The following is a 13,823-nucleotide window of genomic DNA, read 5'->3' as shown; positions in this document are numbered from 1 at the left end:
CAAAACCTGGTTCGCGTTGAGGCTAGGCGACTGCGGCGTCTTTTGCATCAGTTCTACGAAGATCACTGGGACGGCAAGGGAGTTCGCATTTTTGTTGACCCCGGCGGATACAAACCGCGGTTTTCATACGTTCCACCAATTGAAGACCGCACTTCAAGTGCGTGGATCAGCGATGAGCCTGGTAGGCGTCGACATTCGCTGAAACTGTTGCCAGCTGGGCTGGGCGTTCTTGCATTAGCCGCTGTGCTTGGCACCTGGATGAGCCAGGATAATTTGGAGGTTGTGCCAACAACTCGATCCATCGAACAGGCGGAACGTGTAGCGCTTGGAGAGCAATCGCTGACAAGACTTCAGGCGGCCAATCTTGCGGATCAAGCCCGCGGCATGTTTTTTCCCGTTTTTGATGTCAAACGTCAGCAAATAGCACTGGGAATGTTCCAGCACGCTGTGGAACTCGACCCGGCTCTGTCTGACGGCTATGCCGGATCAGCGCAGGTATTGGCGATCCTGGCGGTGTTGTCACTAGATGCAGCAAATAGGGATGATCTCTTCGATCAAGCCTCGAAAATGTCGGTAAAAGCGCTTGAATTGTCCCCCGCTGATGCGTGGGCAAACGGCGCAAATGGTTGGGTGCTGGCTGCCAAAAACCAGCCAGACGAAGCATTGAAATATGCAAGAATGGCCGTCGATCTGGCGCCGAAGGATGGCCATATTCTCGACCTTGCAGGTATCACTGCGATCTTGGCTAACGCCCCGGAACTTGCAGCCGAGGTTAGCGATCCGGAGAGGTCCAGATCAGGAACTGGTAGGTTTGGAGCAAGAAACATCTGGGGCGTGTCGCAACTTATGCTCGGGCACTACGAAAATGTTGTCGAAGCCTTTCAGGGAGCGCCAGCTGCCGGAGCGCCAGTCAGTGCACCTTCGCTCTTATTCCAAGCGGTTGCGCACGATCAGTTGGGAAATTCAGAAGAAGCACGACGACTCGTTGCCGAAATGCGCAGGACGTGGCCTGAGTTTCCGTCCGAGTTTCTCGCCGGCAGGATTTTCCGAAATGATGACGCAACGCGGCAAGCGATACTGGATACGCTGAATGGTCACTGATGAAACGCATCGCAAAACTGCCGATGCAAAATTTTCTAGTTCTTCTCTTTAATGTCATATTTAGAATGACAATGCATCGTTGAACTCGAATGACTGGTTTTGGTCGCTACGCTTTCCAGCATTGGAAGCCATCGCAGAATGCGAGAAGTGGAGGATACAACCGACTTTGCAAAGTCGGCTTTCTGCGCATTACGGTCATTGAGGCACCGAGCCGCATCGATCAACGTGGGCTCACTGCCGACGTTCCCCACAACTCTAAGCAGTGCCAGCTCGCGGCCCCTAGCCGACCTTGTACACGTGGTCGCGATGCTGCGATCACAGCCCGCTTAGCGGACATTCGCCGCGACCGCGAAAACTATAGTAGATTGAACTCGCCGTTTGCTCCGACAAAGCTGCCATTGGCAAAGCACCCTACCTTGGTTCTATTCGTTGTGGAGTAACCGATGAGCATCACCGCCCAACTCTCGCGCTAGGTCAAGCGGCGATTGTCCAAACTGAGAAACATGAGAAGAATCCGCGCCTGCTTTTAGCAACGCTTCAGTAGCAGTTAAGTTCCGTTGTTTCAGGGCAATGTGAAGTGGCGTTTTAGACATATCGCCTACCGCATTCACATCCGCTCCAGCTTCGATGAATTGCAGCACGGCATAGGTATTGTTTCGCCGCAGCATTACATGGTCCTACTGAGCAACGCGACCTGTGTCCAGCAAAGCCAATGCCAGTGAAACTACCTTTCGTTCTGAGGCGGTCCATCCGCGATCTCGTGCTAGTCCCCATTCTCAGACACAAAGATATGAGTCACGAGAGACGTATTCGTTGGCCCACCGAATACCCCCATTGCGACAGCGGTCCAGTCACGGCGGATCGGATCCCAGAATAGTGTCGATCCACGGGTGCCGCAGAAGCCCCGCCGTACCTTTCCGGAAGATTGGTACCAACGCACAGCATCCTTTCCTTCGACCCTATCACACAGTGTCAATGACGTAGCCAACGAACGTTGCAAGTCGCGAATTCGACGTGCTTGGGCACCTCAGTGGTGTATTGACCTGACAGGACGCTTGCGGGCCCGTAATGTTTCTTCAGTTGATAGCCGATATCGAATTGGGGCCAGCAAATGACGGATCAACACGCTTGTTCCGAAAAAGCGACCGAGGGCATGGTCGATTACAACGAAAACTCTTCTGCACAGTTGCAACTGGTTCAACAGTTGAGACCGCTTGTTCGTAATTTGGTTTCCTCGATGGACGAGCCCGAGGCCGAGTTCAAGATCGTGGAATATGGCTGCGGACCAGGTGTCAACTCCATTGAGATGGTCAAACCGGCAATAAATGCGTGTTTGAATACATTCGGCAACTCACCAATCGTCGTTTGCCATTCCGATCAGGTTGGTAATGATTGGAACACTTTGTTTGAATTGGTCGAATGCCCAGCCGGCTATTCACATATCTCCAAGAACATCCGCACCGAAGCAACAATTGGGTCATTTTATAATCGGGTAGCACCCCCTGCTTCTGTGTCGATCGGAACATGTATTTTTGCAAGTCATTGGCTGAGCCAGGGCATTCACCTGAACTCGCCCGGGACCGTCTGGTTCGCTGACCTGGAAGATGAAGCCAGGCGGACTGTCGAACGGATTGCGCAGAACGACTGGACACACTTTCTAGTCCAGAGGTCTCAAGAATTGCATTCAGGAGGGTATCTTGTCGTCGGAACACTTGGCTCTGTTCCCGATCCATCCGAGAAAAACAGCATTGCTGCATCAGGACGCGGTATCTATCGCGCGATTCAGGTTGTGGCCAAGACAATGGCTGATGACGGCCTCATTAGCCCCGACAGCCTCGATTCATTTTTGTTCTCGCTTTGGTTCATGACAGAGGCAGAGGCACGCAATGCTCTTGAGCACGACGCCGACGTGAGGGATGCGTTCGAAATATGCAAGATCAGTGTGGAACCTGCCCCGATCAAAGCTGACGACATCTTCAAGGAGTATATCGATGATCCTGGCACCTATGCCGAGAAATACGTTGGATACACCCGGGCCTTTGCCGATACCACTTTGAGAACGCAACTGTTCGGTCCCAACTGCGACAGCACTGAAATGCTCGACCAGCTTATGGCCGAGTTTTACAGCCGTCTCGCGCGACTCTATGAGGCTAAAACGAGCAAGTACGCATGCGAAGTCTGGCACCTCATTGTTGTTCTCCGTAGAAACTAAAGCGAGGCTGGCATTCGCTCGACAAGCATCAGTGGATTCTTAGGCCTGCCGATGCAGCAAATTGCTGTCAAGTTGCACTGCAACGACGATTTTTCGGAACCAATATTTGCGTTCTATATTAGTTATCTTTGACAGTAAGCTATAGGCGTTGCAGTGTTTTCTTGCAGGGGCTTCTTGGCGGATGATTTCAATGATCGCAGCCATACTAAACGCTGGCTTACGTCGCGCCGGTTTTGTTTATGCAACACTTTTTGTTTGTTTTAGCACGGCAAGCGCCGTAGCTCAGAGTTTGGTACCTAATGTTGTCCTTACACAAGATGTGGTTCAGAGAATTAAAGCTCAGCGAACCACTGATCCAGCGTTTGCGTCGAAATTTGACGATTTGATTGCACGTGCGAATGCTCATTTGCAATCACCGACGATTGTCGAGCTTCTTCAAAAAGAAGATGGAGAAATACATCAGGCTTTCCGAGGTTTTGGCGAAAGGCCTGTAGAACGCCTAACGACTTTGGCTTTGGCCTGGCGTTTGACAGGTGACAACCGCTACGCCGAGCGTACTAGGACAGAACTTCTCCAACTCTCGGATCTAAAGACCTGGCATCCTGAGAACTTTCTTGGACTCAGCCGTGTCGCCTTGGCAGTTTCACTTGGATACAGCTGGATCAGCGAAACTCTAACCCCAAAAGATCACCAAACCATTACGACTGCACTGATCGAAAACGGTTTGAAAGAAGCAGACAAAATCTATGATCTGGACACGCTGTATTTCGAAAACGGCTGGGTCGCACCGCAGCGATGGATCTATCCGGAACCAGTTCCGAAAACTCTGCCCGATGGAACGGCAACAGCGGACATCACTTGGCCGGTTTCTTCATTCAACTGGAACGTAGTGTGCAATACCGGAATGATCGTCGCGGCACTGGTCACTTCAGAAGCCGAGCCAGAGTTGGCCAATCGAATTATTGAACGGGCTCAGGTGTCCATTCGCAATGGGTTTGCAATGTTTGCTCCGGATGGAGCTTGGTCCGAGGGACCAATGTATGGCGCTTTGTCGGCTAGGGATGCCGCAATATCAATTGACTCGTTGAATTCAGTGCTTGGCCATGACTTCGGTCTGTCCAAATCAGTTGGGCTGGAGCGCTTTGGCGAATTCCTGATACATGCGACAGGGCCTACAGGGACTCTCTTCAACTATGGTGATAGTGATGCAGTTACCGATCCTGTCGCGCTCACGTGGCTGGCGTCACACTTTGATCGGCCTAGCTATGACCCATCTCTATTCAAAACTTCCCCGTCGTCCCATCTGGCCTTCGAAATGATTTGGCAGCAGGGCCCCGAATGGGAGTCGGTACCGGCACGTCAAACCGCTTATTGGTCAGGTGGGCTTGGATTGGTGACTATGAGGTCCGCTTGGAACGATCCTGACGCTACATTTATAGGGTTCAAAGCTGGGCCACTTCGCAGCCATCACAACAATCTGGACGCTGGAACCTTTATTCTGGACGCAAACGGTGTGCGGTGGGCAGTGGATCTGGGCATCGGAAACTATCAGCTGCCAGGATATTTTACCGACAAACGCTTTGATTATTACCGCACTGCAACAATCGGGCAAAACACTTTGACCTTCGACACAGGCAATCAAATTGCAACGGGTCGGGCGCAAGTTGAAGAGTTTGGTCAGTTTCCCGGCTTCAGCTTTACGATCGCTGATCTTTCTGGCGCTTATGGAAAATCCAAAGGCACAGTGCTGCGTGGGATTGCGTTGATCGATGATACGACCGTACTGGTTCAGGATGAGTTAGTCGGCCAATTAAAGGGCCCGGTGGCTTGGACCATGCACACCGAAGCGCAGGTCTCGATTGATGGATCGAGTGCGACCCTGACCCAAGAAGGCCAAGTACTACACGCACGAATACTATCTCCTCCAGAAGCGGAGTTTGTACTACGTTCAGCCAACCCATGTGAAACGCTCTACAATTCCGAATGCCGATTACAAAACTCAAATTCGGGTATAAAGAGACTGATGGTTGATTTGAACCTTGATGCCTCGGCTTCGCCACAGACCATTGCAATTGCTTTTGAAAATGAAAGCAAATCGACCTACACATCAGCTGTCCCTTTAAGCCAATGGAGTTTGGGAGCCAGCCTCAGGAGCAAGAAGTGACGGTAGCAGATCAGGCGGTGGCATGCGGCCTCTTGGCCGCAAAGTGACAGGCTACTTTTAATTGGCGTACTTGAACCGGTGATAACCGTTAAACAAAGAGGCCTAGCACTAACTGGATCGGCACTTTTTGTGGCAGCGCGGCATCGCGAAAGCAGACGTAAACCACGCCTCTGTTGAGAGCCGATTCAGATCTGTGATGATAACCCCGGCACCTCTATGTGGACGATCAATGAATGCTTGGCCGGATGACAAGCTAGTTGCCAAAGTTGGCAAAGTGGCCACTATGAAACGATCTAACCGCCCGTTTCCGATCCCCGCACTTACAGTTCTATACCTTGTATCAACGTGAGAAGACGCAATGCCGACACGTCGAACTTTTCTAAGCCAAGTTGGAGCTGCCGGAGCGTTTACGCTGGCGTCTCCTGCACTTCGTGCGCAGACGGGAACAACCGATCTGGACGTCGCAATCGTGGGCGGAGGCGTGGCCGGATTGTTTTGTTCGATGCGGTTAAGCGAGACGCACGGATCACGCGTGGGTGTTTTTGAAGCGACGGACAGGGTCGGAGGGCGCCTTCTTTCTCTACATTTCCCGAACCTAGAAACCCAGACTGCCGAAATCGGCGGAATGCGGTTGCGCCACACCGACAAGCACGCGATCAAAGTCGTCAATGAAATGGTTGGGCGCGAGAAATTGCAGGATTTTGCGTACCCGATCACGGGCTATTACCTTCGTGGTCAGCATTTCTCAGAGCTTTCTGAAGGGAAGATCCTTCCTTACGGGCTGAATGAACGAGAAAGAGCAGTCATCGCTGGCGGCAAAGACCTTCTAACTCAAACGATTAATGATCTGAACAAGATGGTTGCCGACGGCGCTCTGTCTCTGGATGGTACGGGACTATGGGAACTCCTGCTTCAAGAGCGCAGTCGTGAGTCGTACAATTTCATGCGCGATGTTCTAGGTTACAACTCGCCTCTTTCTAATTGGGACAGCAAAACAGCGATCCGTTGGTTCGAACGCGACTTCGCTTACAAAACCAAATACTTGAAACTGAATGGTGGTCTTGAACAAATCCCCAAAGCTATCGCCAAAACCTACCTGTCGAACGGTGGGAAGCTTCATCTAGAACACGAACTGGTCGACCTCATGCGGCGGCCTGATGCGGGCTTTGATCTGACCTTTCAGACGGAAGCCGGGCGGACAAAAGTATCGGCTGCGCGTGTGATCCTGGCCATTCCTCCGAATGCTTTTCCCACACTGGTCAACGCCCAAGTGTTTTCAGGCAATGGCCGTTTTGCACGCGCGGTGGAGAGTGTTCACAAGGTTCCATTGGCCAAAGTACATCTTGCATTTGAGCAGGATTGGTGGACGCCCCGTAACCTGTCTGTTGGTCGGGTCATAACAGATCTACCGGCGCGCCAGATTTATCGCTGGGGTGTAGATGACGCGTCCGGCCATGCGTTGTTGATGGCGAGTTACCACGATGGCGAGATGATCGAGTATTGGGAGGCTCTCTCCGAAGGGCCGACCTTTGGTGTGCCTGACTGGATTGATCAGGCAACCGGACCCAATAGAGACCCTATCGCTCCGTCAATGCGCAAACTACTACCAGCCTCAGGCCGACTAGTGAAAGAGGTCTGGAGTCAGGTTCGAAAATCCCATGACCTGAGGGATGATTTGCCCGAACCTGTTGCGGCCACCTACCAGAATTGGGGGCGCGAACCTTGGGGCGCCGCCTATCATCTGTGGGGAATTGGGGCTAATCCGAAAGACATCATTGACTACATGCAAGAGCCGGTTCCGGGCATTCACATTTGCAATGAAGCATGGTCGGTATCCCAGGGTTGGACAAACGGGGCGATGCAGTCGGCCGATAGCTTGCTTGTTACAAAATTTAAAATGGACCCCTTTGTATAGGGCAAATTACTCGATTTTTAAGGTCAAGGACCTGCTCGTTTACAACTCAGCGTGAGCATCCTATTTCCCTGGCTCCTGCGCTTCAATCGCCAAGTAGGAGTAAATGAGAACCACCACAGACACAAAGGCAGCCAGACCTTCACAGTTTGCAGATACATCGAACCAAATACAAAGGTTGCTATCTTGGCATATTGGGCGATTCCGACGATCAGGGCAGAGCCGATAAAGAGGGCGGAACTCTGACATTGGATCAGTATGCAGACAAACTTATGAAGGGTACGAGTTAGCGGCTCTGTTGAAGTGGATTGATCAGCGAACTAGATGGTCGCTGTATTCTTGGCTGAAAAGCACATCAACCTGCCGCAAATTCTGAACTATTTCCTCGGACATCTGTCGCGGTGTCCAATGCATGCGCATGCTCGATCCAGTTTCAGGAAAGCTAGAAAGGTCCAATACTGGCATGTGCCACAGTTGCGCCCAAGAAGCTTTTTGTCGCTGTTTGTCAAACTTTGCAGGAATCAAGCTTAATGTCCGCTTTGCAGAGGTCGCAGGCGTTCTTCAGGATGGCGTCAAAGACCGGTTGGGCGTCATCGCGAGATTCCGAGACCACACGCAGGATATCCGGCGTCGCCTTCAGCGCGGCATCAGCAGTTTGCTTTGGTTGAACCGTTTGGACCATAAAATTTGTCTTATTCCAATAGATTTATCCAGCGTACGGTAACTGTTCAACTGTCAACCCACCAGTTAATTTCGTACGTTAGATAGCGGTTGCTTGTAGCGGAGCGCATCGGTTCGTTCAAAGCGCAGTGTTGGCAGCTTTAGGCTCACCGCCGACCTCGATACAGACGCAGCATAAGCCTCTGCCCCGCTTCCACATAGATCAATCGGCCTATCACCTTCGCGAAAAGTCGAGTATTCAGTGCCCGAAAAATAGGCTGCCATCACGCCTGAAATGTCTTCTGATGTGACGCCAAACTCGCGGGCTTTGTCCTGTGCGATGTTGATGACGATCTTGATGATCTTGTGACCCCAGTCTGTCTCGTTCTTAACAACGCTTGGCATGCCCGCGAAGCTGGCAGAGACCTTTTCGGCAGCGGTCATTAAAACCTCGGCGTCGGGTCCGAAGATTTCGACATATACAATTCCGGATTCCGATCCGCCCTGCGGCAGTCGTGTCGCGCGAAACCGCGCTTCGGGAAATTGAGCGAGAAATGCGCTGCGGGCTCGCGACACCATCAACTCTGCGGCCTCAAGGTCTGTAGCGTTGACGTGAAAAAAACCCATGCGCTGCATGAGCTTTGAACATGGTGGCACAACGTAAGCTTCAACCGTCAGGCAGCCAGGTTCCTCCGATTTTCCAAATTAATTTAATTACTGCTATGTGTGAATGCATCAAACGATGAGGGCATGATGAATTCACTAACCAGAATATTACGTGGGATAGGCGTCGCTTTCAAGGACGGTAGAGTGAAAGGCATTCTTGCCTTCACAGTCGGAATGATTTTATGGGCCTCGGTCTTTTATCACTTTGTCGAAGGTTGGAGTTGGCTCGACTCGATCTACTTTTCCGTAGTGACAATTTCGACCGTGGGGTTTGGTGACTTCTCACCTGAAACCGCGGCGGGGAAAATCTTCACAATGGTATATATCATTGTAGGCTTGGGTGTTTTCGTGACTGCGGCGACCACAGTGGCAGATACAATCTTGTCCCAAGACGACGAAAAAACGGACAATTAGATTATCCCCAATTAAGGCAATTTGAGTTCATGCGCAGGTATCAGTTTGACTGGGCATCGGAAGCCGTGTCTCGGATTCACTCGTACCTTCAAGCTGATAGATGATCACCAAAAACTCAAAAAATATACATATTACGTTTTTTGAGTGTATTGTCTGGAAAACAGATGATGGAGGGATGGAATGGAAAAGACCCAGGACGCGAAGATTGTCGATCTCGCGATACGATTGCTCTTCCTCGGATTGTTCCTTTACAGCGCCTTGGTAATGGTGGCTCCGCTTGCAAGCATAGTCATCTGGGCGACGATCCTCTGCGTTGCGCTTTACCCGGCATTTGATTGGCTACAATCCAAGCTAGGAGGACGGAAAAAGCTTGCCACAACGATCTTGGTTTTGTTGGGCCTTGTTCTGACCCTCGGGCCAATCGCAACTGCGGTATCTGGAGCCGCAGAACTTGGGTCTGAATTCGCCGAACAAGCAGACAAGGGTGAGTTGAAAGTCCCACCTGCGCCTGAGGGCCTAAAGGAATTGCCCTTAGTAGGAGACAAAATTGCCGAAGTCTGGGGAATGTTCGAGCGCAATCTCGACGGCGCGCTTGCAAAATATGGCACGCAAATCCTTGAAATCACCAAATCGCTTTTCGGAAAGGTGCTGGGCATCGGAATAGGGCTGCTTGGCTTAGCTCTGTCCGTGTTGATTATGGGGGCATTGTTTAGCCCCGGGCCAAGTTTGGTCCAGGGTCTTCAGCGCTTTGCCAACCGTGTCTTCGCACCACGCGGCGGTGAATTCGTAACACTGGCAGGCGCAACGATCCGGAACGTGACAAAAGGCGTGATCGGCGTAGCAGCCATTCAGGCGGTCTTCGTTTGGATACTATTGGCATTGTTTGGTATTTCTTCGGCTGCCACGCTGGCATTTGTCTGCCTCATACTCTCGATTATCCAAATCGGGCCTGGATTGGTTCTAATACCGGTAATTATCTACGCATGGAGTTCCATGTCCGGCGGAACTGCTTTGATCTTCACCATATTGGCCGTTCCTGTCATGATAATGGACAGTTTCCTAAGACCTGTGTTCATCTCAAAAGGCCTTGAAACTCCCATGTTGGTCATCCTCATCGGCGTTCTCGGAGGTATGATGGCATACGGTTTAATCGGCGTTTTTATGGGGCCGGTTCTCTTCGCGGTCTTCTATGAGCTGTTCAAGGTTTGGATTGATAGCTCGCCCGAAGCCGAGGGCACTGCTGAAGGTGCGGCGAAATGAGGAAAACGATATGGACAACCCTGGCTGTCATTCTGATTTTTCTTGTCTGGTATCTGGTCGCTGATCGAAAAACACCATTTACCGGAAACGCCAGAGTAAAAGCTGTGGCCACCCAAATCGTGCCTCAGGTGACCGGAACGGTAACGGAAGTTTTGGTAGAAAACGGCCAAGTCGTTTCGGCAGGTGATGTTCTGGTTCGGATAGATTCCAGGCCCTACGAAATCGAGCGTTCAAAGGCGGAAGCTGATCTTGAAGCGGCGACCCAAGAGGTGGGTGCGTCTTCGGCAGAGGTAAGTGCGGCACAAGCCAAACTCGCAAGGGCGCAGAGCGATCTGGATACGATGCGTATTCAGACGGAACGTGTGTTTGCGCTCGAAAAGAAAGGGTTGATTGCCGTCTCAAAGGCCGATGATGCACGAGGACAACTGGCAGAGTCTGAGGCAAACTTTGAGAACGCAAAAGCGGATCTGGAAAAAGCAAAGCAAAGGCTTGGTGACGATGGGATTGAAAACCCGAAAATCCAGCGCGCGTTGGCGGCTTTGGCCGATGCGGAACTGAACCTTGAATGGACTGAACTGCGTGCCCCGGCGACGGGTGTCATCTCAAACTTGCTGATAGCCCCCGGCACCTATGCCCGCTCCGGTCAGGACTTGTTGACGTTTCTAGATGCAACCGACGTCTGGATCGAAGCCTATTTTACCGAGAACAATATGGGAAGAGCTTCAATAGGGTCTCCGGTTGATGTGGTGTTGGATATGCATCCAGGTAAGATTGTTCCGGGCGTCATTGAGAGCTTTAGTGCTGCTGTTTCTTTGAGTGGCAGTGATGAGCCGGGGCAATTGGCGAGCCCGCCAAGCACCAAGGGATTTTTGCGGGAGCCCGAAAGGTTTCCGGTCAGGATTGTTTTACCCGGCTATGAAGCTGGAAGTGCCGAAGACGATCTTCGCTTTCAACTGAACGGGCAGGCCGATGTGATCATGTATCTAAGCGACAACTCGTTGCTGAACCTCGTAGGCCGCGCCTACATCCGCGTGGTTTCAATCTTCTCCTATGCGTACTGAGGATCAAAGCTCTGTCACCCGGCTTGCGCTGGGGGTAACCGGTGTCTTTGCATTGGGCCTATTTCTTGGGTGGCCCCTTGCCGTTGTTGGGGCGGTGTTCACTGCCCTTTTCCTTCAAGCACCTGCGGCACTACCTTTGGCAGCATTTGGTAAGCTGTTTGTCTTCTCAATTGGATTGATGTTCATTTCGTTCCTGCTTTCCTCGATCTTCTCACCATATCCTGTTGTGTTCCTCATCTTTGTTGCGATTGGAATAATCCTGTCTTTCATGTGGTCCGTTTCCGGTGCCGGAGTATTGCCCGGTGTCATCGCCCTCATGGGGGCGTTGATGATCCCGAACTTGGTTTTGCAATCACAGGATCTGGCCTTGGTGCTCGTGTATTGGATACCGCTGAACCTGCTGTTCGCAGGCTTTGTATCCACGCTGATGTTCGTGCTGATACCCGCTGAACCTCCGACGACCGCTCAGAAAAAAGCTGCAACGCCGCCAGACTTCGACCCACACCGCCGCATAGTCAGGATGTCTCTGGTCACAGTGCCCTTTGCTATGGCGTTCTTTATTTCCGGCGCTTCTGCTTTGTTGGTTCTGTTTTTTGTCGCCTTGCTGAGCCAGCAACTTGCGGCAATGCCTGCTGCAGGCAAAACAGTTGCAAAAGCTATGCTGACGGCAAATCTACTTGGGGCGGCAGTATCCATCATATGCTATGAAATAAACGTAATAGCTCCGGTCATTCTAACCCCCATTCTACTGTGTTTTTTCTTTTGCCTAACACTCGGAGCACTTGGAAAATCAAAAGTACCGCTCGCCTCCGCCGCCGGTTCCGCTATTACAACAGCTCTGATTGTATATGGCGGTTCGGTTGCACCGTTTTCAGACGAGGCTGACGTCAAGAGCATCACTCGCGTATTGCAAGTTGCCAGCGCCGCTTTTTTTGTAATCATCGCATATGTCGTGGTGGATGAATTCTGGCCGGAAAAAGAGCGCCAGGCGACTTAATGAAGTTAGTTGCGATGTGGCGTGGTTCTTAAACAAGTAGAGTTTCCGGTGTGACAACTATTATTTGATTTATCCGGTCCGAAAGAAGTCAGCTTAGTCCGCAACTCGGTCATTGATGCACTGCGCAGCGAATGGCTGCTTCGAGCCCACTGTGTCAAATGCTGCAACTGGTGTCACTGTCGGCAAAACGCAGAAAAGCGGACATGGCAAAATGGAACAAATTGTCCAAAGGGTAAAGTTACTTAAGTCGTTATATTTGCAGTTCAGTTTCCGACTTGCCGCTCTTCACTTGAAGAAAGTGCCGGTCACAAAGGGCCGAGTACAATTTCACATTCTTTGCTAAGCTTTAATCTTGCAGAAGCTCTTGGATATTGAGATCCAACTGTGCCGTAAATCCTGTGTCATTGCCCGGGTTTGCGGCGCAATGACCCCAAGGCGAGTCGTAAGGGCGGAAGATGGCGTTAGGCATGTGCTGGGCTTCGATTTCATTATCTTCGGGTGGGAAATATAGATCCTGCGTACACGGCATCAGGATGGCACGAGCTTCGATTGCACCTAGTGCTTGTTTGTAATCCCCATTGTAAAGCGGCCCGGTAGAGATATCGCCAGCTTGCCAGGTTGCAAGCTTGGCCAGCAGGTCGTTGGCATCCCAGCCCAGCACGTGATCGCGCTCCCAATCCTGCATCAGCTCTTCGATGGTTTGAAACCCGAGTTGGCGATAAAGCCCGTCGCGGTAAAAGGTCTGAGAGAAGGCCCAACCCGCGTACACGCGGCCAAATGCCTTGAGACCTACCTCGGGCGGTTTAACATAGTTGCCATCTTTCCAATTCTGATCTGCGCAGAGGGCAGCCTTGACCCCTTCGAGGAAGACGAAATTATGCGGTGAAGTTCGGGCCGACGCGCAAAAGGGCAAGATCGCCCGGACCATGTCTGGGTATTGCGCCGCCCATTGGTAGGATTGACAGCCCGCCATGGACCAGCCAGCGACTAGAGCGATTTCTTTGATGCCAAGGTGATCGTGGATCAACCGATGCTGCGCGGCGACGTTGTCCCACATCTGTATCAGCGGAAAGCGAGGGCCGTCCTGCGGCGCAGGCGTATTCGATGGCGACGACGAACGACCATTGCCAAACAGGTTTGGGCTGACAATGAAATGTCGTGCCGGATCAATCGCTCGACCTGGGCCAAAAAACCCTTCGTTGCGAGAATTTGTACCTGTGTAAAAGGTCGGCAGGACGATGACATTGTCACCTGTCGCCGACAACGTGCCATAAGTCTGATAGGCAAGTTTGGCGTCCTTCAACGTGTCGCCCGACAGGAGCGGCAGGTCACCCAGCTCGTATATCTGAAATTCCGCCATCATCTGGTCCGTCCTG

General features: G+C 51.7%; 12 protein-coding genes. 8 read left to right on the top strand and 4 right to left on the bottom strand.

The annotated features are described in order from the left end of the window. The first annotated feature begins 258 nt into the window (after positions 1-258). A complete protein-coding gene (locus tag ACR0NN_RS21850; protein ID WP_170726475.1) occupies positions 259-1,101 on the top strand; it encodes a tetratricopeptide repeat protein in 843 nt (280 codons plus the stop codon). Between the two features lie 422 nt (positions 1,102-1,523). On the opposite strand, the gene ACR0NN_RS21845 is transcribed toward ACR0NN_RS21850, so the two are convergent. After that, positions 1,524-1,769 carry an ankyrin repeat domain-containing protein gene (locus ACR0NN_RS21845; RefSeq protein ID WP_170726478.1) on the bottom strand — a complete coding sequence of 82 codons (246 nt, stop codon included), beginning with the start codon at positions 1,767-1,769 and terminating at the stop codon, positions 1,524-1,526. A gap of 443 nt (positions 1,770-2,212) precedes the next feature. Between ACR0NN_RS21845 and ACR0NN_RS21840 the strand changes: the two genes are divergently transcribed. From ACR0NN_RS21840 to ACR0NN_RS21830, 3 genes are all read left to right on the top strand, one after another. Next, positions 2,213-3,313: a class I SAM-dependent methyltransferase gene (locus ACR0NN_RS21840; protein ID WP_480685555.1), complete on the top strand. Its 1,101-nt coding sequence runs from the start codon at positions 2,213-2,215 to the stop codon at positions 3,311-3,313. Between the two features lie 190 nt (positions 3,314-3,503). Continuing rightward, on the top strand, positions 3,504-5,477 hold the full coding sequence (locus tag ACR0NN_RS21835; protein WP_170726490.1) for a heparinase II/III domain-containing protein: 1,974 nt from the start codon (positions 3,504-3,506) through the stop codon (positions 5,475-5,477). A 358-nt stretch (positions 5,478-5,835) separates the two neighbouring features. Further along, positions 5,836-7,392, top strand: coding sequence for an NAD(P)/FAD-dependent oxidoreductase (locus ACR0NN_RS21830; protein WP_170726507.1), 1,557 nt, complete (start codon positions 5,836-5,838; stop codon positions 7,390-7,392). 502 nt (positions 7,393-7,894) lie between these two features. Here ACR0NN_RS21830 and ACR0NN_RS21825 read toward each other — a convergent pair. Beyond that, positions 7,895-8,071, bottom strand: a complete 177-nt coding sequence (locus ACR0NN_RS21825; protein WP_170726512.1) for a hypothetical protein — start codon at positions 8,069-8,071, stop codon at positions 7,895-7,897. A 65-nt stretch (positions 8,072-8,136) separates the two neighbouring features. Next, positions 8,137-8,685: an efflux RND transporter permease subunit gene (locus ACR0NN_RS21820; RefSeq protein ID WP_170726515.1), complete on the bottom strand. Its 549-nt coding sequence runs from the start codon at positions 8,683-8,685 to the stop codon at positions 8,137-8,139. Between the two features lie 174 nt (positions 8,686-8,859). Between ACR0NN_RS21820 and ACR0NN_RS21815 the strand changes: the two genes are divergently transcribed. From ACR0NN_RS21815 to ACR0NN_RS21800, 4 genes are all read left to right on the top strand, one after another. After that, complete coding sequence (locus tag ACR0NN_RS21815; RefSeq protein ID WP_480685552.1) at positions 8,860-9,129, top strand: potassium channel family protein; 270 nt, start codon at positions 8,860-8,862, stop codon at positions 9,127-9,129. A 180-nt stretch (positions 9,130-9,309) separates the two neighbouring features. Further along, on the top strand, positions 9,310-10,389 hold the full coding sequence (locus ACR0NN_RS21810; RefSeq protein ID WP_170726521.1) for an AI-2E family transporter: 1,080 nt from the start codon (positions 9,310-9,312) through the stop codon (positions 10,387-10,389). Further along, on the top strand, positions 10,386-11,450 hold the full coding sequence (locus tag ACR0NN_RS21805) for an HlyD family secretion protein (RefSeq protein WP_170726526.1): 1,065 nt from the start codon (positions 10,386-10,388) through the stop codon (positions 11,448-11,450). Before ACR0NN_RS21810 ends, ACR0NN_RS21805 begins: the two co-directional genes overlap by 4 nt. Continuing rightward, positions 11,440-12,447 (top strand): DUF2955 domain-containing protein, encoded by a 1,008-nt coding sequence (locus ACR0NN_RS21800; RefSeq protein WP_170726528.1) that lies wholly within the window; start codon positions 11,440-11,442, stop codon positions 12,445-12,447. The genes ACR0NN_RS21805 and ACR0NN_RS21800 overlap by 11 nt, the downstream gene beginning before the upstream one ends. 346 nt (positions 12,448-12,793) lie before the next feature. On the opposite strand, the gene ACR0NN_RS21795 is transcribed toward ACR0NN_RS21800, so the two are convergent. Then, entirely contained in the window at positions 12,794-13,810 is a 1,017-nt protein-coding gene (locus tag ACR0NN_RS21795) for an alpha/beta fold hydrolase (protein WP_480685549.1), read from the bottom strand. Positions 13,811-13,823: the final 13 nt, after the last annotated feature.

It is taken from the genome of Ruegeria sp. BA2 (genome assembly GCF_056539605.1).
This window is presented reverse-complemented; position numbering and strand designations above follow the sequence as displayed.

Excerpts from the sequence above, each read along its gene's own strand:
- ACR0NN_RS21850 (WP_170726475.1), top strand. The coding sequence starts at position 259 with ATGAGCCAGGATAATTTGGAGGTTGTGCCAACAACTCGATCCATCGAA.
- ACR0NN_RS21845 (WP_170726478.1), bottom strand. The coding sequence starts at position 1,769 with ATGCTGCGGCGAAACAATACCTATGCCGTGCTGCAATTCATCGAAGCT.
- ACR0NN_RS21840 (WP_480685555.1), top strand. The coding sequence starts at position 2,213 with ATGACGGATCAACACGCTTGTTCCGAAAAAGCGACCGAGGGCATGGTC.
- ACR0NN_RS21835 (WP_170726490.1), top strand. The coding sequence starts at position 3,504 with ATGATCGCAGCCATACTAAACGCTGGCTTACGTCGCGCCGGTTTTGTT.
- ACR0NN_RS21830 (WP_170726507.1), top strand. The coding sequence starts at position 5,836 with ATGCCGACACGTCGAACTTTTCTAAGCCAAGTTGGAGCTGCCGGAGCG.
- ACR0NN_RS21825 (WP_170726512.1), bottom strand. The coding sequence starts at position 8,071 with ATGGTCCAAACGGTTCAACCAAAGCAAACTGCTGATGCCGCGCTGAAG.
- ACR0NN_RS21820 (WP_170726515.1), bottom strand. The coding sequence starts at position 8,685 with ATGCAGCGCATGGGTTTTTTTCACGTCAACGCTACAGACCTTGAGGCC.
- ACR0NN_RS21810 (WP_170726521.1), top strand. The coding sequence starts at position 9,310 with ATGGAAAAGACCCAGGACGCGAAGATTGTCGATCTCGCGATACGATTG.
- ACR0NN_RS21805 (WP_170726526.1), top strand. The coding sequence starts at position 10,386 with ATGAGGAAAACGATATGGACAACCCTGGCTGTCATTCTGATTTTTCTT.
- ACR0NN_RS21800 (WP_170726528.1), top strand. The coding sequence starts at position 11,440 with ATGCGTACTGAGGATCAAAGCTCTGTCACCCGGCTTGCGCTGGGGGTA.
- ACR0NN_RS21795 (WP_480685549.1), bottom strand. The coding sequence starts at position 13,810 with ATGATGGCGGAATTTCAGATATACGAGCTGGGTGACCTGCCGCTCCTG.